Source organism: Streptomyces sp. NPDC002537 (assembly GCF_053594975.1).
Map to the genome: position 1 here is coordinate 22,998 of NZ_JBSFWT010000018.1, position 16,736 is coordinate 39,733.

Here is a 16,736-nt window from a genome sequence, read left to right on the forward strand (position 1 = left end):
AGGCACGTTGTAGGCACGAGCTAGGCAGAATCCCGCTAGGCTTCCGGGCGCCCAACTCGACCAGCGGACGGCGGGATGATGGCGAACGAGATCCTGCGCCGACTGAGGCGCGAGCAGCGATGGACACAGGCCCAGGCCGCCCAACGGGTGTGCACACAGGTCCAAGCGGCCACAGGCCGTTACCCCGAACTCGATGCGAATTGGATCTCCCGGCTGGAACGCGGAGCGATCACCTGGCCCTCGGGCGACTACAGGGCGGCGCTGTGCGCGGTGTTCGGTGTCTCAAGCGAGGCAGAGTTGGGCTTGCACCCGAAGGGAGAGCCGACCGGCAGAGCTTCCGTGTATGAGGCCTCTTCGGCGCTCGGCAATGAGGCGAGCAGCCTCCAGGCCGACACGGAGCTGTCAGCACGGCTCGCCCGACATGCGGCAGCTACCAACGTCAACGAATTGGTGCTGGAGCAGTTCGACGCCGACCTGGAGCGTCTCGCCAGAGACTTCGTCAGCCGGCCCCTGCCCCTGCTGGTCCCGGAGATCCGCTCCCTGCGCACGGACGTGTTCCGATTACTCGAGGGACGCCAGCATCCTGGTCAGACGCGACACCTGTACGTGCTCGCAGGCTGGTTGTCCGGCCTCGCGGCGCACGTGTCCCTCGACCTCGGCCACCAGCCCTCCGCCTCCACCCATGCGCGGACGGTGGTGCAGTGCGCGGAAATCGCGGAACACCCGAGACTGCGAGCCTGGGCACGCTCGTTCCAGTCGCTGGCCGCCTACTGGACGGGCGACTACAGGCGAGCCGCAGATCTGGCACGGGCCGGACGCGAGGACGGGCGAGGGCCGGGCTCAGGAACGCTCACCGCACGACTGCTAAGCCTGGAGGCCCGTGCCCTCGCAGCCCACGGAGACGGCCGCAGCGCGTTGCGCTCCCTCGCACTGGCCCATGACGCCCGCAGCAGCGCGGAACGAGACGAACTGCCAGGCGTCTTCGCCTTCCCCGAGGCCAAGCAGTGGGCCTACACGGGCACCACGCTGCTTGCCATCGACGGCGACGAACAAGTCCAGCGGGCTATAGCGGCGTCCAACCGCGCCGTGGAGCTGTACCAGGCCGGGGCTGAAGGCGACCGGTCCTCCGGAGACCTGCACGCCGCGCATCTGGACCTGGCGACCGCATACCTGGCGAGCGGCGAAGTGGAAGGAGCCGGTACGGAACTCGCCGCGGTCCTCGGCGCGGATCAGTACACCGCGAGCATCACCATCAGGCTTCGCAAACTGGGCACGCTCATCGGCAGCGGGCCGTACCGTGACTCACGGCCGGTGATCGATCTTCGGGAGCACATCCGCGAGGTAACCGACCGGCCCGCTCTCGTCAGCACACCCACGGAGCCGCGATGACCACCCAGCCCACGAACGACCCTTCCGTGACCGACCGGCACCTGCTCTCCACCCAGGCGTACGGCACCGGCCAGCACCTTGCCGCCCGCCAGTCCCTCTACCAGTGGCAGACCCCGCGACACGACCTCCCCGGCATCGTCGTCGACGAGCTGGCCGGCGTCCGCGGGGCAGTTGCGGACGTGGGCTGCGGCAACGGCAAGTTCGTACAGCGGGTCCGCGCCGACCGGCCGGACGTGACCGTTCTCCCCATGGACATCTCTCCCGGCATCGTGGCAGGCGTCGCCGGGGCCGTGGCCGGCGACGCCCAGAGACTCCCGATCGCGGACGGGGCCCTGGGCGCAGTACTGGCCATGCACATGCTCTACCACGTCGAGGACCAGGCCCGAGCCGCCCAAGAGCTGGGTCGTGTCCTGGCCCAGGGAGGCATTGCCATCGCGTCCACGAACAGCCGGACGGACAAGCAGGAACTGGAGGACCTCTGGCGACGAGCCGCCGGCGACGTCCTCGGCGTCGCTGAGGGACCGGCACGCGTCCAGCTCTCTGCCCGCTTCACTCTGGAAGACGCCCCGGTCATCCTGGGCGCCGTCTTCGATGATGTCCGCACCATCCCTCTCCCAGGCGTGATCGAGGTGACCGACGCCGCGCCCGTGGTCGCCCACCTGGCCTCGTACGAGGCATGGGCCGACCAAATGGGCGTGCCGTTCAAGGAAACGATCGAACGGGCCCGCGAAAGGGTGGGTGAGACCATCCGGACAGAGGGCGCATTCCGAATCACCTGCCTCGGCGGAATCCTGGTCTGTCGCGCGGCGAGCGGGTAGGCCGCGGCCTTCCGCCCAAGGAGCGCTCAGGGGCCCGGCTTGAAGAGGTCGAGGATGGGGAGGTAGCGAGCCCAGTTGCTGCCGAACAGCGCCATCATGATCAGCACTGCCCAAGCGGTTCCTGCGGCAACCGTTGCCATGTCGGGAAGGCCGAGGAAGGCCAGCCCGACGACGCCCCCGGCGATCAGCACGACAGCCGCAGCTACACGGAGTACCTCTCGGTCGCGGACCGGCTGCTTGCCCTCCAGCGCAGGCTTGGGGAGGAGAGATCCGATGTGGCCGGCCACATGTTGCTCAGCGATCGTCGCGGCCAGACCGGCGATCTCGCTGAGCACCGCCGCGTGATCACCGTGTCCCAAGGTGGCCTCTGCTTCGCGTAGCTTGGCGACCACCTGACCGGCGTGGACCTTCAGCTCTCGGCGCCGGGGGGACAGGAAGGCAACGGTCCCGGAACGGCGATGCGCCCGCATCACGTCCCCCTCAAGGCGGCGCAACGCCGTCCCAACCGCGGACAACTTCTCCGCCCGCTGAGCATGGCTGGCGCCATACGCCTCGGAGCAGGCTCTGATCGTTGCCTTGCACTCCAAGGTGAGCAGGTTGCGGACGAACGGCAGACCGGCCCCTCTCGTCTTCACGCACAGCTTCATGAGCAACGTGACCGTAATTGCCCACGCCGCGGCCCAGCGCCAAGGCGGGTCGTGCTCGCGGTAGAGGCACAGCACGATGACGAAGTACGCGACCGCGAGATAGGCAAGCATGGTCGCAGCGAGCATGAAGACGAACCACGGGACTTCCGCTGCGTACGTGTGCCGTAGAGCTACCTTCGGTCGCGGTGGAATGGGCCACCATCCGTATCCCAGCCGATCAAGGTCGGCGCGGAGTTCCGCTATCGCCTCGTCGCCCCAGCGCCGTGCGCGCCGGCCCCACCGCGCCCGTAACGAGATGTTCAGACTCATAGCTGCGAGCATGCCACCCATCACCGACAGTGGTTGCCTCGCGACTGATGCCGGTTCCATCAACAGCACGGTCGACAGCCCTCTCTGCTGACCTCGCACGAGGGCGAACCTCATTCTGAAACGGCCAGTATCGGGGCCCTGCTGCCGGGAGATGAGCCATGGCCAACAGGCGCTCTTACGCCTACGGAGTTCCTCACCCACACTGGCGGCCGACACCAGGGGGGAGGAAACGGGTGGCAGCTCGTAAGCCGAAGCGTCGGTCGTCCCGGCGTAAGCGCAGGGACGACCGGCTCGCTGCGGGAGCCGTCGGAGGTATCGCTGTCCTCGGCGTGCTCACGTCGTCATGGGCCGTGATCTGGCCCTACCTCGTCGGGACTCTGGCAATCGGGGCGGTGACCGCGGGAGGCTGGTGGCTGTGGAAGACCGACCGGCTCCTCCGCACCCGTGACCGGACGTGGCGCCATGAGGACGCGGTCAACACTGGCCACCGGACGCTCACCGAAGTCGACGCGATGGACGGACCGGACTTCGAGGAGTTCGTGGCCGGCCTGTGTCGACGGGACGGATGCACCGACGTGCGCAGGGTCGGTCGCTCGCACGACGACGGCGCGGACGTCCGGGGACGACTTCCCGACGGCCGGACCATGGTGATCCAGTGCAAGCGCTACAACCCGAAGCGGAAGATCTCCAATAGCGAGGTCCGCAACCTCCTCGGCTCTCAAGTGCACTTCGGCGCCGACGTCGCGATCTTCGTGACCACCACCTACTTCAGCGGCCCTGCCGAGCGCTGCGCCGTGCAGAACGGCGTCATGGCCGTCCACCGCGACCACCTCGGCCTGTGGAACAACGGCGCCGCACTGTCCGCCCTCGCCTCTGTCAACGGCTCCGGCCAGGGAGACCGCCAACACCGCGCCCGCCGGAAGAAAACGTACGGATAGCCGGCGCTGCGGTTTCTGCCGTTGACGGCCTCCAGACGTCGTCGGCCTGGCTCAATGGACCCATGGAGATCGGGGAGCACTGGGCCTATCGAGCAAGGCCGAAGGAACTGGGTGGTGCACTGCGCCGAGTGGAAATGGTCCGAGTAGGCGGCGCCGGCAGATCCGGGAGCGTTCACGTGCGCTTCTTGGATGGTGACGCGGCCGGCCTCCAGGAATGGGTGAGCCCCGGCTCTCTGCTCGTCCTCTGGGCTGACGTCGACGCCTTCCGGGCGGATGACGCGGCGGAGCTGGCTCTGGCCGAGGCATCGAGGGCAGTGCGGGGGAGCACCGAATTCGAGGCGGCCCGGATGATCCTCGGCTTCGTCCGGCCCAAGGGCCGGCTACGCCTGCGTAAGGCGGTGGCCGACGCAGGCGTCCTGGAGCTTGGGCACCTCGATGAGACCGCGCCACTCGTCGGCATGGACGCTGCCCAACTGCGGGACGACCCCATGCTCCACGAGGACCGCAACGGCTGCTCCCTGGCGGGCTGGCCGATCACCGAACGGATCGCACGCCAGGCCGCCCTGCGGCTGGCCGACGAGATCCTCCCGGAGGTCGACCAGCGCCAACAAGCCATGGACGAGGAACGTGACCGATCTTCCTGGTACGGCTACCAGCGACGGGACGACCGAAGGCTGGAGGCTGAGAAGGAAGCCCTGCGTACCGTGCGGGAATGGTGCGGACAGGAGAAGGCAGAGCGCCACGACGAACTGGTGGCCCTGAGGGAGGAAGTGCTACGACTCGGCGAACTGGTCGAGCGCGCAGTGAAGGCGCTCCGCGACCGGGGCCACGGCGTCATCGCCTCCACCATTGAGCGCGACCTGGGCGTCCATATCTCCAGCCTTGGTCCAGACGTTCGTCGCTGAACGCCCGCGAGCGCTCCGGCTCCGGACGCACCTCCGGCTGGGCCGGCGCGGGCTTCGCCGGCGGCTTCTCCTTCTCGGGACGATGCGGATGCCAGCCGTCGAGGAACGGACGAAGCTGGTCACCCGTCGGCTCCGCGTGGAAGTTCCGCCCACGTAGCCCCCTGCGGCCCAGGACAGGATCCAGCCGGTCTGCCTCAGACCGCCCCCAGGCCGACCACTCCCGAAGACGCTCAGCCTCGACGGGGTCATCCGCCTGGCCAGCGGCCTCGTCCAGCGCGTCGCAGAAGGCCCGCATCTCACCGGCGGCCCGCCACTGGTCCAGAGCCGTCCCGAACGTCTCGGCCCGCGCCGCGTCCACCGCCTTGATCGAAGCCACGCTAACCGCAGCCTCCCATTCCTCCTGACGCCGCTGCCGCTTCTCCGCCTCCAGCCGTTGGCGCTCGGCTTCCTGCCGCGCCCGCTCCTCCTGCAGCCGACGCTGCTCCGCCTCACGTTCCTCCCGCAAGCGGCGCTGCTCCGCCTCATACTTCAGCCTGGCCCGCTCCTGCTCCTGCGCACGTGCCTTCAGCACCTTGAAGACCACGTCGATCTGGTCTTCCAGCCGCTTCCCCTCGGTGTCGGCCCACTCCGTATTGATGCCGAGGCGCAACTCGAGCTCCCCGGACGGCTCGAACCGGTGCGCTGGCGTTACCCGCTGCCAGTCGTACGTGCGCCGGCCCGGCTGCTTGGGCACGTACCGGACCTGCCGCTGCCGCTCACGGAAGCTGATCTCGTACGTGATGCCATGGACAGTCAGCAACGGCCGCGGCTGCTTGCGCTTCCTGGACACCGTGATCTCGCCATGGAGGGCGAAAGCACGCTCGGCGAACAGCCGGGTCAGAGACAGAACCCGGGGGAGTACCTCCTCTGAGACCTCGAAGGCGCTGTGATCCTTCTCGACCGCGGCGATCACGTCATCGATGTCGGTCAGAGTCCTGCTGCGCGCGAGCCTGATCCGGTTCCACTCTGTGTCATCCTCGCCGCTCACCCGGAGCAGCCCGAAGCAGATATCGCCCTTGGCCCGCCCCGTGTACTTCAGGTGGTACCCGGCAGGTGCGCACTGCCTCGCCGCATCGAAGGCCCGCCGGTACCGGGCCCGCTCCGTCTCACCGGGATCCGGGATGCGCAGGAAGCGCCCGGCCTGCTGCACCTCCGTGATCAAGGCCGACCCGATGTCCGCTGGGGAGGACTGTGGAGCCTTGGACGCACGCTGCACACGCGGTTTGGGTTCGGCTGGAGTCTCGGGCTCGGGATACTGAGACTCTTGGGCCGCGGCGGCGGGCGAAGCCGTCTGCGACCTTCGAGGCGCGGGCTCAGGCCGGTCCGGGTGATGACCGTGCTGGAGGTAGAACCGCCCCGCCTCGGCGATCTCCGCCTCCCACCGCCCACCTTCCTTCGGCATGGTGATGAGGCCCCGCTCTTTCAGGACCTGTGCAGTGCGGGCTAGGTCCGGCGAGTCAGACGTGACGGGTTCAGCGCCCTCCCCGATGCGTGTGAGGAGGGCGAGCTGGCGAGCGTTGAGCGGCGACCAACGGTGCATGTGATCGTCGTACCGTCCATGGCGCGGTCAGTACAAGCCGTAGGTGGATCGAAGCGTTAGGTCGGCTAGGCTGACTCCCCGTCTTCGTGGTCCCCTTTTGATCCATGGGGGCCGCAGCGTGTCAGGTGTTCGAAGTTCTCCACCCAGAACCCGCTTACCAGGTCCCCGTGAAGAGCCAGCTTCGGGTTGATCACCACACGCATGCCGCGCGTCATCGCTATGCGAACAAAGCGGTCAAACTGTTCATCGGTCAAAATTGCCGACACGGTGAACTCGGGCAGTTTGATGCCGCACCGTTCCCAGTTCCTGAGGTACGACTCCAGCTCGAGCGGATTCTGGAGCAGAGAGATTACGCCGTCTACCACGATGGGGTCGCCCGTCTCCACATCCACAAAGTAGGCGAGCGGGGCGTAATACTGCTTGCAGTCAGAGTAGGCGTCCCCAATGGCCCGGGTGTACCGCACAGCCTCCGCTCCTGTGCAGGGCACGGGGTCATGCCCCAGGCCGAGGAGCTGTGAGTAGGAGCCGAACATGGAACCACTGGCCGAATAGCAGAAGGGATCCCCAGCCTCCCGCGCCTGAGAGATGTGATCATTCATCACTTCTGCGCCACGGGCGGCGTGGTCGGCGGAGAAGCGCTTCACGCGCCCACGGTCAGTTACATAGTTCGCGCCGCCGTCTTCCAGGGATGCCTTGACGCACCAGCCACCCTGGGAGAAGTCGTCGTACTCGGACTTCCAGGAGATGGGGGCAAGCTTCATCGACGACTCCAGAAGCCCACCAAACAGCCATTGCCCACCCTGGACCGCCGTGATCCATCCCTTGTAGTCGAAGTTGCGCAGTCGCCGGTTCTCCCGGAACAGGGCCGCGTCGATCCCGCCGAGAACACGGTCAGTGGGGGTGCGGCATGCCTCGTGGACCAGACCGATGTCTGCCGGAGAGCCCTCCTCGTCTACCTCGACCAGGGGTGCCGCATCCTCGGAGATGTGGTCGCCGCAGTGCCTGCACAGGAAGGTGTTCTCGATGCGCGCGGCCAAGTTGGCGCAGTGGGCTCCGTGGGCCAGTGCCGCTGGCGCCGTGCTGGGATCATCCGTGAAGCTGGCGGCCAGTACCACCACCTGCTTGTCCGCGTATTCCTCGACACGGTCCTGCATGTAGCGTTCGAGCCCCGCACTGGTGGCCCAGCGGCCGATGAGCTCCCACCGCTGCCCCTGTGCCAGTTCTACGTAACCGTTGGCGAAGTTCAGACGCTTCGCCCCCGTGTCGTCGAAGCGCTTGAAGTCTGCGATGACGAAGTCATACTCCTCGAAGGGCGACCTCGCCAGTACGATCTCCCGCCCGTACGAGAGTCCGGCGAGGAGATCCCCTGTAAAGAGTTTCGACTCCTCGCTGTCTCGGTCTCCCGGACGCTCGCTCATATACATCCCCATACGGTCCTGCAATCCGGCGGTGCTGATCGAAAGCCGATCCCGGGCAAGCGAGACTGCCAGCGCAACCAGACCGCCCCAGAGCAGCCGGGGAGGAACCGTTGCCTTGCTGCTCAGCAGCAGGAGCGCAGCCGCCTCAAGGGAGCCGCCTTCCCTGATGTCCAGCGAACAGATCCGGATCCTGGCCAGGAAGCGCTGGACCCCCTCCGGCGAGATCGCGTCCCCTGCCAAGGCTTCATGGTGATGGCGGATGATCCCCTCAGTCTTCTCCAGGACATCCCTCTCTTCAACGGTGAGCGGGATGCTCCTGCTGTCGGACTGATCGAGCCGAGCGGACTCAGTGAGTTTCCGGAGCACCTTCCGTACGCGCGAGGAGGCCTCAATCGAAGTAGCCAGCACGTACACGTCGCCGGGGCGGTTGTCGGAGACGTATTGGCCAACAAACTGGGCCAGGACGGATCCGAATTCCGAGGTGGGGTCTCCCGACACGCTGATCGTGTTCTTGGCCTGGACGAAGTGCCGTCCGCCAGGACCGACCAGGACGAGATCGTCGATTTGGTCCTCTGTCTCGAAGCGCAGCTCATCGACCTGCATGCCGGAGCCGAACCCCAGAAAGTCTAGATCCGTGATCCCGCATAGCATGTGGATCATGGCGAGAGCTGCGATGCGCTGCTGGAAGTCGATCCCAGAATGAGTAGCAGCACCCCCGCTGTTTCCCATGTAAGCCCCTCCCCTGGCGGATGAGAGATCCGCCGGTCGTCTGGAAGAGGGTACGTCGGCCACCTTCTGCACTTGGGCCAGCGGATGCCTGAGCCCGTAGGGCCGCGGCCGAGCGCGAGGCCGAACCCCTGACGGACAGGCGAGCACGACCGCCATGTGGGACAGCTGGCTCGGTCTTGAGCGGAAGCCAGCCGGCGTGAGAGGCGTCGGCAAGCGCTAAGAGGGCGTTTCATCCTGTTGTTTCATCCCGGGTTGCCCGGTTGAGGTTAGTTCACGCGCCGCGCCAGCTGGGGGTGGATTCGGCGGTGAGTCTGCGGGTCATGAGGTTGATCATCGCGAGGTGGATCATGGCTTCGGAGCGGTGCGAATGGGCTTCGTAGTCGCGGGTGAGGCGGCGGTGGTTCATGAGCCAGCCCAAGGTTCTCTCGACGGTCCACCGTCGGGGCAGAACTGAGAAACCCCTGGTGGTGGGGTCGCGTCGGACGATGTGCATGTCGATGCCGAGGGTGGCGGCGTGTTCGACGAGGTGCTGGCGGTAGCCGCCGTCGACCCAGGTCTTGCGGACGGTGGGGTGGTCAGCGGCGACCTTCTCGATGAGGGTCTGGTCAGCATCAGTCCCCCACGTTCCGGAGAGTCTGGCCGACGCGAAGCCCGGTCCGGCAGCGTCACGACGGCCTGATGCCCACGGCAGTGCAGGCCAGAAGCCTTCTCATCCGAGGCAGTGGATTTTCCTCTAGATCTCCGACCCGACGCCTCCCGGTGTACAGTGCAGAACGCCCTTGACCTGCAAAAAGCTGGCAGGGAGCCGTCCTCTAGGAGCTCAAATTGCTGCGCACCATGTTCAAGTCCAAGATCCACCGGGCCACGGTCACCCAGGCCGACCTGCACTACGTGGGGTCGGTGACCGTCGACGCCGACCTGATGGAAGCGGCCGACCTGCTGCCCGGTGAGCTGGTTCACATCGTCGACATCGACAACGGCGCCCGCCTGGAGACGTATGTCATCGAGGGCGAGCGCGGCTCGGGCGTGATCGGCATCAACGGTGCCGCGGCCCACCTGGTACACCCCGGTGACCTGGTCATTCTCATCAGCTACGCGCAGGTCGAGGACGCCGGGGCGCGGGCCTTGGTGCCTCGGGTCGTGCATGTCGACGCGGACAACCGGATCGTCGCGCTGGGCGCGGACGCGTCGGAGCCCGTGCCGGGCACGGACACGGAGCGCAGCCCGCACGCACGCCCGCTCGTGCCGTAGCGCCGTACCCGCCCGGCCCGTGCGGAGGCCGGGCCGGGCGGGGGCGGGGGCGGGGTCAGCGGCCGAGGGTTTCGAGCACGGCCCCGGCGATGGCGCGCTCACCCGTCGCGTTGGGGTGCAGCGGCAGCGCGGGCGAGGCCGGCAGGAGCCCCTCGATCCACGGGGCGGCCGAGCAGCTGTCGTGCCCCTTGGTCGGGCCGGCCGTGTCGACGTACGTGGCGCCGCCCGCGCGGGCGCTGTGGGCGACCTTGTCGTTGAGCTCGTCGACGACGGAGTGCAGGAACGAGAGGTCGCCGGCCGTCACGGGCAGCTTGCCGACGCACGTGCGCACGTCGTCGGGGAGCAGCGACGGATAGCCCACGACGAGCACCCTGGCCTGCGGCGCCTTGGCCCGGATCAGCCCGAGGGCGTCCGTGATCCGGGGTGCGGCGTCGGCCAGCCGCCTGCTGAGTGTGTCCTTGTAGTGGTCCCGGCACGGGGACCCGAGCGGGTTGGTCACGGCGAGGGCCGTGCACGTGGCCGCGACGTCGACGAACCCCAGGTCCGAGGTGCCGGTGTCGTTGCCCCCGATGGTGAGCGTGACCAGGGAGGCGTCCGGTGTGACGGCGTCGAGTTGCGGGCCGTTGACGACGATCCCGGCATCCGTCTGCGGGGCGGTGAGCGCGCCCACCTTCGCGCCCGTGCACGTCCTGTCCGTGTACGAGGCCGGGGCGAGGGACTCGGCGACGAGATGGCCGTAGTTGTGGTCGGAGCGCATGCAGAGGCCCGCCGACTGCGCGGGCACCCCGGCTCCCGCGGCGTAGGAGTCCCCGAGCGCCACATAGGCGCCGGCGGGGGCGGTGGCACCGGCGGGGGAGACGCCGAGCGCCACGGCCAGCAGCGCGCCGCCCGCCACGGCGGACGACCACTTCCGCAGGCCCTTGGCGCTCGTACGGCGTGGGGGTGTCGATACGGCTCTGGGCACGGTTCCTCCTGGGGAGCGGCGAACGGAAAGGCTCCGATACCGGCCGGTAACGTTGCCGGTATCGTCGCGGCCACCCGTCCCCCGGGCCATGTGCCGGCGCACAGCAGCTCACCGTTCCCGGTTGTGCCCGCGCACAACTCCGCTTTCCCGTCCGCGCGTTCGGTAACCTGCCCGTCATGATCCGTACGCCGGTACCGCCCGCCGAGATCGCGCCCGTGGCGGCCGCGCTGCTGGGGCGCGTGGAGGAGCTGGGGGCCCGCATGGCCCGCCGTATCCGTGCCGAGGTGGCCTACTACGGCGACGAGGCGCGGGCCCCCTTCGACAAGTTGAGCGCGTCCTGCCGACGCAACGCCGAGCTGGTCTTCAGTCAACTCGCCAGTGGCCGCGACGACATGGCGTCGGCTCATGACACGGGCCGCGAACACGCCCGGAAGGGGGCCCCGTTGAGCGAGCTGCTGCACGCCTACCGCGTCGGCTCCGGGTTCCTGTGGTCCGAGCTGACCGCCGAGGCCCGCACCACCGCCGGTGTCACCGCCGACACGGTCGTGGCGCTGGCCGCGTGGTGGGTGAACGAGGGCCTCGCGGCGGCGGCCAGCGACGCCTACCGCGAGGCCGCCTCCGAACTGCTGCGCCGCCGCGAACACGAGCGCTCCGCCCTGGTGGAGGCCCTGTTCACGGGCGTGTTCACCGACCGCACCACCCTGTGGGACGCCGCCGACGCGCTCGGGCTGTCCGCCGACGGGCCGTACGCCGTGGTGGCGGCCGCCGTGCCCGTACCGGGGGGCGAGGCCCTGCCCGGCATCGAACCCCGCCTGCTCGCCGAGCAGGTGCGCTCGGTGTGGCGGCTGCTGCCCGATCTCCATGCCGGTGTGGTCGCGCTCCGTGGGGCGGGTGACGAGGACGTCCTCCTGCGCGCGCTCGGACGGTCGCCCGGGGCGAGGGCCGGCGTCAGCCCGCCCTACCGCGCGCTGCGGGACACCCCCAGGGCCCTGCGCCTCGCACGCCTCGCGCTGGAAGGGCTGCGCGGCGGGGAGCCCGGGATCGCCCGGTTCGCCGAGAGCCCGCTCGCGATGCTGGTGGCGGCGTCCCCCGACGAGGCCGGGCGGCTCGCACGCGCCGTGCTCGGCCCGGTGCTGGAACTGCCGCCCGACGAACGGGACCGGCTGCTGGGGACCCTGGAACGCTGGTACGCGGCGCGCGGCTCCACGGCCGTGGCGGCCGGCCTGCTGTACTGCCACCGCAACACCGTCCGGTACCGGCTGCGCAAACTGGAGGAACTGACCGGCCGTTCCCTGCGGGACCCCCGCGCGGTCGCCGACCTGGCGGTGGCGCTCCAGGCGCTGCGGCTGCTGCCTCCCGAACGGGCCTGAGGAGCCGGGCCGTTGGCGGCCGTCACGTGAGGGAGGCGCTCCGCAGCACCATGTCGACCTCCTTGTCCCCGGCCGGTGCGGCGTGCTGCCCGAGGCCGATGAGGAAGGCCGAGGAGCTGTCGCGCGCGGCGATGAGGGTCAGCCGGAGGTGGGCCGTGCCGCCCTTGCCGTCGCTCACCCTCAGGGCCACGGTGTGCGCGGGCCGGTGGCTCACCGTCGTCGCCCGGGACTCCGCCAGTTCCGAACTCCCGTCCGGGTAGAAGAACTCGGCGTTCGACCGGGCCGCCCGCTCCGCCTGCCGCTTCAGATCGGACTCCGGCACGGGCCCGCTCCGGCCCGCGAGGACGGCGGCGCCCTCGTCGCCGGCGCGTGGCTTGTTGATCGTCGAGGTGAAGGCGTCGATGAGCCCCTTACTCTCGGGCTGCCGCCAGCCTTCGGGTATCGCGTACGAGATCCCGGCCTTCTCGTCCGTCACGCGCGGCCGTCCCGCCAGCGGGGAGTCGTCCGTGTCGCGCAGCAGCCACCACGCGGCGGCGGACCCGCCGGTCAGCACGAGGAGCAGCGCCGCGACGACACCGGCCACCACCGCACCCCGGTGCCGCGGCCGCGCGGGCGGGAGCGGATACGGCCGGGGATACCCGTACGGGGACGAGTACGGGGACGAGTACGGGGACGCGTACGGGTGGTGGTGGGCGGTGGGCGGATGCTGCGGCGGGGCGGGGACCGGGGGCGTCGTCATGATCCCCAGCCTGCCCCGCGCGGCCCGGCCCCGCCCTGAGCGCTCGTACTCAGTCACGTACTCAGACGCGACCGGGTGCTGCCGGGGTCCCGCGTGACCGCCCGCGTGCCTATACGAGGTCGAACGTGGTGGGAGGGTGGTCCTCCCAGATCTTCCAGGAGGGTTGTTCGGGGTAGGGCGAGGTCGTCGAGCCGGTGTCCAGAACGCGGGTGAGCTGCCGGTCGGGGCGGTAGGCGTCCCACCCTGGGCGGCCGGTGGTGGCGAAGTCGATCCACGCCTGCCGGAGTTCCCGCGAGACCGCGACGGCCTCGGGGGTGGGCCGGTCGCCGAAGAGCTGCCGGCCGGTGGGGCTGTCCAGTGTGCCGAACGCCAGCGGGACGTCGAGGCTGTGGCAGGCGCCCAGTACGCCGTCGAGGGCCGGGGAGGGCAGCCGCAGTTCGAACAGGAACGAGGTGCCGCCGGCCACGGTGTTCGCATGGGCCAGATGCAGTGACGGCATGCGGAAGAGGGCGTCGGAATAGACCAGTTCGAAGAGTTCCTCCGCGGTGGCGTCCGGGTGGGCGGCGCGGTAGGCGGTCCCGCCGTCCGGCACGGGCGCGAACAGGTTCGCGGCGGTACGGGCATCCTGCTCGGTGAAGGTGCCCAGGCGCCCGGTCATGACGCTGAACAGCCGGAATTCGTCGCGGGTATGCCCGACGAGCAGGTCGATGCCGCTCGCGCGGGCACCGGCCAGCGCGGACCAGGGTGTTTCGGGCAGGATCGTGCCGTCGACGACGGGGCAGACGGCGAAACCGGTTCCGGAGAGCCGTCCCCAGCGCTCGCGGTAGGCGGGCAGGGTGGCACTGAAGGCGGTGAGCTCATCGGCCAGGCGTCGCGGGTCGACGGCGGAGAGCGCCGCGGCGGTCGGTTCGGTGCCGAGTCCGTCCGCGAGGGCCACGGCGACCTGTTCGGCCAGGGCGGGGGTGCAGTGGATGCCCGGCACGGAGTGGGTGATGGCGCGCCGGAACAGGCCGCGTACCGGCTTCATCGTCAGCAGGGCGGCGATCGACCCGGCCCCGCCGGACTGCCCCGCCACCGTGACGAGGCCGGGGTCGCCCCCGAAGGCGGCGATGTTGCGCCGCACCCAGTGCAGGGCCGCGATCTGGTCCAGCAGTCCACGGTTGGCCGGGGCGCCTTCGAGGAGGGCGAAGCCCTCGGCGCCCACCCGGTAGTTGACGCTCACCACGACGAGCCCCGCCCCGGCCAGTGCCGCCGGGTCGTACATCGGGTCGCCCGACGTGCCCGCGACATAGGCGCCGCCGTGGATCCACACCAGCACCGGCAGCCCGGCCGCTCCGGGGTCCGGGGTGCAGACGTTGAGCGTCAGCCAGTCCGCGCCGTCGGCCGGACTCGCGACAGCCGGCCCGGACTGCGGCGCCACGGGTCCGAACTCCGCGGCCTCCCTCGTCCCTTCCCAGGGCTCCGGCGGCTCGGGGGCGGCGAACCGGAGCGGCCCCACCGGCGGCCGGGCATAGGGGATGCCGCGGAACACCGCGTTCCCCTGGCGCCACCGCCCCCGCACCACACCGTCCTCGGTACGTACCTCCGGCTGATCGGGCATGTCGTTCCCTCCCCTTCCCGCTCGGGCCTCCAGCGTTGTAGGTCAGCTGTATTATGTCAACCGTATGGAAAAAGAGGCCCGTGGAGGAGCCGACGATGCCGAAACAGGTGGATCACCATGAACGCCGTCAGGCGATCGCCCGCGCGCTGTGGCGGGTGGTGGAGCGACGTGGCGTGCCGCACCTGACCATGCGCGAGGTGGCGCAGGAGGCGGGCATCTCCCTCGGGCAGTTGCAGCACTACTTCACGTCCCGTCAGGCGATGCTGACCTTCGCCATGGACTTCGCGGCCGAGCAGTCCGCGCTGCGCGTCGCCCAGGGCCTGCGGCCGTTCGGCGACACGCCGCACCCCCGCGACGTCCTGCGGGTGATGCTCGTCGAAACGCTCCCGCTGCATGCCGACGCCCGGGCGACCAGCCGGATGAGCGCCGCCTACGTCCTGGAAGCGCTGCACGACGCGGACGTCCACGCGCGGGCGCGCAGCGGGATGCTCCAAGGGCGCGCCCTCGTCGAGCAGTTGGTCCGCCAGGCGATCGCCGACGGTCATATCCCGGCCGACCGCGACCCGGCGACGGAGACCAACCTGCTCCTCGCGCTCACCGGCTTCACCCCCCTCATCGAACTCGGTGTGATCGATTCCCAGGACGTGCTCACCGCCGTCGACCGGCACCTCGACACACTGTTCGCCACGGACGGCCACGAGCGGCGCTGAGCTGACGCATGGTCATGGCCCGGGAGTCATATGGTCGGTGAACCACTCCCTGGCAAGGGCGGTGACCGTCTCCAGCGCGCCCGCCTCCTCGAAGAGGTGGGTGGCGCCGGGGACGACGGCGAGCCGGTTCTCGCAGCGCAACCGGTCCTGGGCCCGGCGATTGAGGTCGAGGACCATCGTGTCGGCGCCGCCGACGATCAGCAGCGTGGGGGACGCCACCGCCGGGAGCCGCGGTCCGGCCAGGTCGGGTCTGCCACCCCTGGAGACGACCGCGGCGATCGTCGCGCCCGGCTCCGCCGCCGCCCACAGCGCGGCGGCCGCGCCGGTGCTGGCGCCGAAGAATCCCACCGCGAGCCCGCCGGCCCCGGGCTGTTCGCGCAGCCAGGCGGTGGCGTCCGTGAGGCGGCCGGCCAGGAGGGTGGTGTCGAAGACGTTGGCGCGGTCGGCCTCCTCCGCCCCGGTGAGGAGGTCGAAGAGCAGGGTGCCGAGACCGGCGCGGTTCAGGCCGGTGGCGACGAACCGGTTGCGGGGGCTGTGCCGGCTGCTGCCGCTGCCGTGGGCGAACACCACGATCCCGGCCGCGCCGGCGGGCACCGTCAACTGCCCGCGCAGGACCACCGGCCCGGCCCCTACCTCCACTTCCCGGTCCTCGGGCGCGGCGGCCGCGTGACGCCTCAGGCAGGCGACGACCTCGGCGTCGTCGGTCTGCGGGAACTCGGCGTAGAACTGGCTGATCGCGAAGAAGTCCGCGGGGGTGTCGAGGCAGACGAGTTCGTCGGCGTCCCCGCCCAGCCGGGCGGTCCAGCCCGGCGGTGCCACGGGGACGGCCAGCACGATCCGCGCGGCTCCGCGCGCACGGGCGATCCGGCAGGCCGCCCGCGCGGTCGCCCCCGTGGCCAGGCCGTCGTCGACCACCAGCACCGTGCGTCCCCCGACCCCGAGGGGCTCGCGCTCCCCCCGGTACGTCCGGGCGCGCTGAAGGAGCACCGTACGCTCGCGCTCCTCGACCCGGGCCAGTTCGTCCGGTGTGACGCGCGCGGCCCGCAGCACCTCGTCGTTGAGCACGCGGACGCCGCCCTCGCCGAGCGCCCCCATGGCCAGCTCGGGCTGGGCGGGCACGCCGAGCTTCCGCACCAGGCACACGTCCAGCGGTGCGCCGAGCGCCCCGGCGACCTCCGCGGCGACCGGCACCCCGCCCCGGGGCAGCCCGAGCACCACCACGTCCGTGCCCTTGAACCGTGCCAGGCGGGCGGCCAGTTGCCGACCGGCGTCGAGCCGGTTCCCGAAGAACATGTGCCACCTCCTCGGCGCCCCACCTCCATGGTGCCTCGGGAGGGCGGTCCCGGCCCGGCACGCGGTACGAACGGCTC

14 protein-coding genes and 1 pseudogene are annotated in these 16,736 nt (G+C 70.0%); 7 read left to right on the forward strand and 8 right to left on the reverse strand.

What is annotated here, in order from left to right:
* Nucleotides 1-75 precede the first annotated feature (75 nt).
* Both ACWD4A_RS11170 and ACWD4A_RS11175 read left to right on the forward strand, forming a co-directional pair.
* A complete protein-coding gene (locus tag ACWD4A_RS11170; RefSeq protein WP_451192256.1) occupies nucleotides 76-1,389 on the forward strand; it encodes a helix-turn-helix domain-containing protein in 1,314 nt (437 codons plus the stop codon).
* A complete protein-coding gene (locus ACWD4A_RS11175) occupies nucleotides 1,386-2,207 on the forward strand; it encodes a class I SAM-dependent methyltransferase (protein ID WP_451192258.1) in 822 nt (273 codons plus the stop codon). Before ACWD4A_RS11170 ends, ACWD4A_RS11175 begins: the two co-directional genes overlap by 4 nt.
* Before the next feature lie 26 nt (nucleotides 2,208-2,233).
* Here the strand turns inward: ACWD4A_RS11175 and ACWD4A_RS11180 are convergent, their stop codons facing one another.
* Entirely contained in the window at nucleotides 2,234-3,163 is a 930-nt protein-coding gene (locus ACWD4A_RS11180) for a hypothetical protein (RefSeq protein WP_451192260.1), read from the reverse strand.
* 392 nt (nucleotides 3,164-3,555) lie between these two features.
* On the opposite strand from ACWD4A_RS11180, the gene ACWD4A_RS11185 reads away from it, so the two are divergent.
* Together ACWD4A_RS11185 and ACWD4A_RS11190 are read left to right on the forward strand one after the other, a co-directional pair.
* Nucleotides 3,556-4,101 carry a restriction endonuclease gene (locus ACWD4A_RS11185; RefSeq protein ID WP_451192262.1) on the forward strand — a complete coding sequence of 182 codons (546 nt, stop codon included), beginning with the start codon at nucleotides 3,556-3,558 and terminating at the stop codon, nucleotides 4,099-4,101.
* Nucleotides 4,102-4,163: 62 nt separating this feature from the next.
* A complete protein-coding gene (locus tag ACWD4A_RS11190; protein ID WP_451192264.1) occupies nucleotides 4,164-5,006 on the forward strand; it encodes a PE-PGRS family protein in 843 nt (280 codons plus the stop codon).
* Here ACWD4A_RS11190 and ACWD4A_RS11195 read toward each other — a convergent pair.
* The 3 genes and pseudogenes from ACWD4A_RS11195 to ACWD4A_RS11205 form a co-directional block, all read right to left on the reverse strand.
* Nucleotides 4,936-6,207 (reverse strand): hypothetical protein, encoded by a 1,272-nt coding sequence (locus ACWD4A_RS11195; protein WP_451192266.1) that lies wholly within the window; start codon nucleotides 6,205-6,207, stop codon nucleotides 4,936-4,938. The two genes, ACWD4A_RS11190 and ACWD4A_RS11195, sit on opposite strands and share 71 nt — an antisense overlap.
* 443 nt (nucleotides 6,208-6,650) lie before the next feature.
* Nucleotides 6,651-8,804: a hypothetical protein gene (locus tag ACWD4A_RS11200; RefSeq protein ID WP_451192268.1), complete on the reverse strand. Its 2,154-nt coding sequence runs from the start codon at nucleotides 8,802-8,804 to the stop codon at nucleotides 6,651-6,653.
* Nucleotides 8,805-9,003: 199 nt separating this feature from the next.
* Nucleotides 9,004-9,342: pseudogene (locus tag ACWD4A_RS11205) on the reverse strand (transposase); the annotation flags it as partial.
* A gap of 215 nt (nucleotides 9,343-9,557) precedes the next feature.
* Here ACWD4A_RS11205 and panD point away from each other — a divergent pair.
* On the forward strand, nucleotides 9,558-9,983 hold the full coding sequence (panD, locus tag ACWD4A_RS11210; protein ID WP_451192270.1) for an aspartate 1-decarboxylase: 426 nt from the start codon (nucleotides 9,558-9,560) through the stop codon (nucleotides 9,981-9,983).
* 55 nt (nucleotides 9,984-10,038) lie between these two features.
* Here the strand turns inward: panD and ACWD4A_RS11215 are convergent, their stop codons facing one another.
* Nucleotides 10,039-10,947 carry an SGNH/GDSL hydrolase family protein gene (locus ACWD4A_RS11215; RefSeq protein WP_451192272.1) on the reverse strand — a complete coding sequence of 303 codons (909 nt, stop codon included), beginning with the start codon at nucleotides 10,945-10,947 and terminating at the stop codon, nucleotides 10,039-10,041.
* Between the two features lie 176 nt (nucleotides 10,948-11,123).
* Between ACWD4A_RS11215 and ACWD4A_RS11220 the strand changes: the two genes are divergently transcribed.
* Nucleotides 11,124-12,317 (forward strand): PucR family transcriptional regulator, encoded by a 1,194-nt coding sequence (locus tag ACWD4A_RS11220; RefSeq protein ID WP_451192274.1) that lies wholly within the window; start codon nucleotides 11,124-11,126, stop codon nucleotides 12,315-12,317.
* A gap of 22 nt (nucleotides 12,318-12,339) precedes the next feature.
* Here ACWD4A_RS11220 and ACWD4A_RS11225 read toward each other — a convergent pair whose 3' ends face one another.
* Entirely contained in the window at nucleotides 12,340-13,056 is a 717-nt protein-coding gene (locus tag ACWD4A_RS11225) for a hypothetical protein (protein ID WP_451192276.1), read from the reverse strand.
* Between the two features lie 109 nt (nucleotides 13,057-13,165).
* The gene (locus tag ACWD4A_RS11230; protein ID WP_451192278.1) at nucleotides 13,166-14,656 is read right to left on the reverse strand and encodes a carboxylesterase/lipase family protein; all 1,491 of its coding nucleotides are present in this window, start codon (nucleotides 14,654-14,656) and stop codon (nucleotides 13,166-13,168) included.
* Between the two features lie 95 nt (nucleotides 14,657-14,751).
* Between ACWD4A_RS11230 and ACWD4A_RS11235 the strand changes: the two genes are divergently transcribed.
* Entirely contained in the window at nucleotides 14,752-15,366 is a 615-nt protein-coding gene (locus tag ACWD4A_RS11235) for a TetR/AcrR family transcriptional regulator (RefSeq protein ID WP_451192279.1), read from the forward strand.
* A 12-nt stretch (nucleotides 15,367-15,378) separates the two neighbouring features.
* Here the strand turns inward: ACWD4A_RS11235 and ACWD4A_RS11240 are convergent, their stop codons facing one another.
* Nucleotides 15,379-16,659 (reverse strand): phosphoribosyltransferase family protein, encoded by a 1,281-nt coding sequence (locus ACWD4A_RS11240; protein ID WP_451192281.1) that lies wholly within the window; start codon nucleotides 16,657-16,659, stop codon nucleotides 15,379-15,381.
* Between the last annotated feature and the right edge of the window lie 77 nt (nucleotides 16,660-16,736).

Excerpts from the sequence above, each read along its gene's own strand:
- ACWD4A_RS11170 (WP_451192256.1), top strand. The coding sequence starts at position 76 with ATGATGGCGAACGAGATCCTGCGCCGACTGAGGCGCGAGCAGCGATGG.
- ACWD4A_RS11175 (WP_451192258.1), top strand. The coding sequence starts at position 1,386 with ATGACCACCCAGCCCACGAACGACCCTTCCGTGACCGACCGGCACCTG.
- ACWD4A_RS11180 (WP_451192260.1), bottom strand. The coding sequence starts at position 3,163 with ATGAGTCTGAACATCTCGTTACGGGCGCGGTGGGGCCGGCGCGCACGG.
- ACWD4A_RS11190 (WP_451192264.1), top strand. The coding sequence starts at position 4,164 with ATGGAGATCGGGGAGCACTGGGCCTATCGAGCAAGGCCGAAGGAACTG.
- ACWD4A_RS11220 (WP_451192274.1), top strand. The coding sequence starts at position 11,124 with ATGATCCGTACGCCGGTACCGCCCGCCGAGATCGCGCCCGTGGCGGCC.
- ACWD4A_RS11225 (WP_451192276.1), bottom strand. The coding sequence starts at position 13,056 with ATGACGACGCCCCCGGTCCCCGCCCCGCCGCAGCATCCGCCCACCGCC.
- ACWD4A_RS11230 (WP_451192278.1), bottom strand. The coding sequence starts at position 14,656 with ATGCCCGATCAGCCGGAGGTACGTACCGAGGACGGTGTGGTGCGGGGG.
- ACWD4A_RS11235 (WP_451192279.1), top strand. The coding sequence starts at position 14,752 with ATGCCGAAACAGGTGGATCACCATGAACGCCGTCAGGCGATCGCCCGC.
- ACWD4A_RS11240 (WP_451192281.1), bottom strand. The coding sequence starts at position 16,659 with ATGTTCTTCGGGAACCGGCTCGACGCCGGTCGGCAACTGGCCGCCCGC.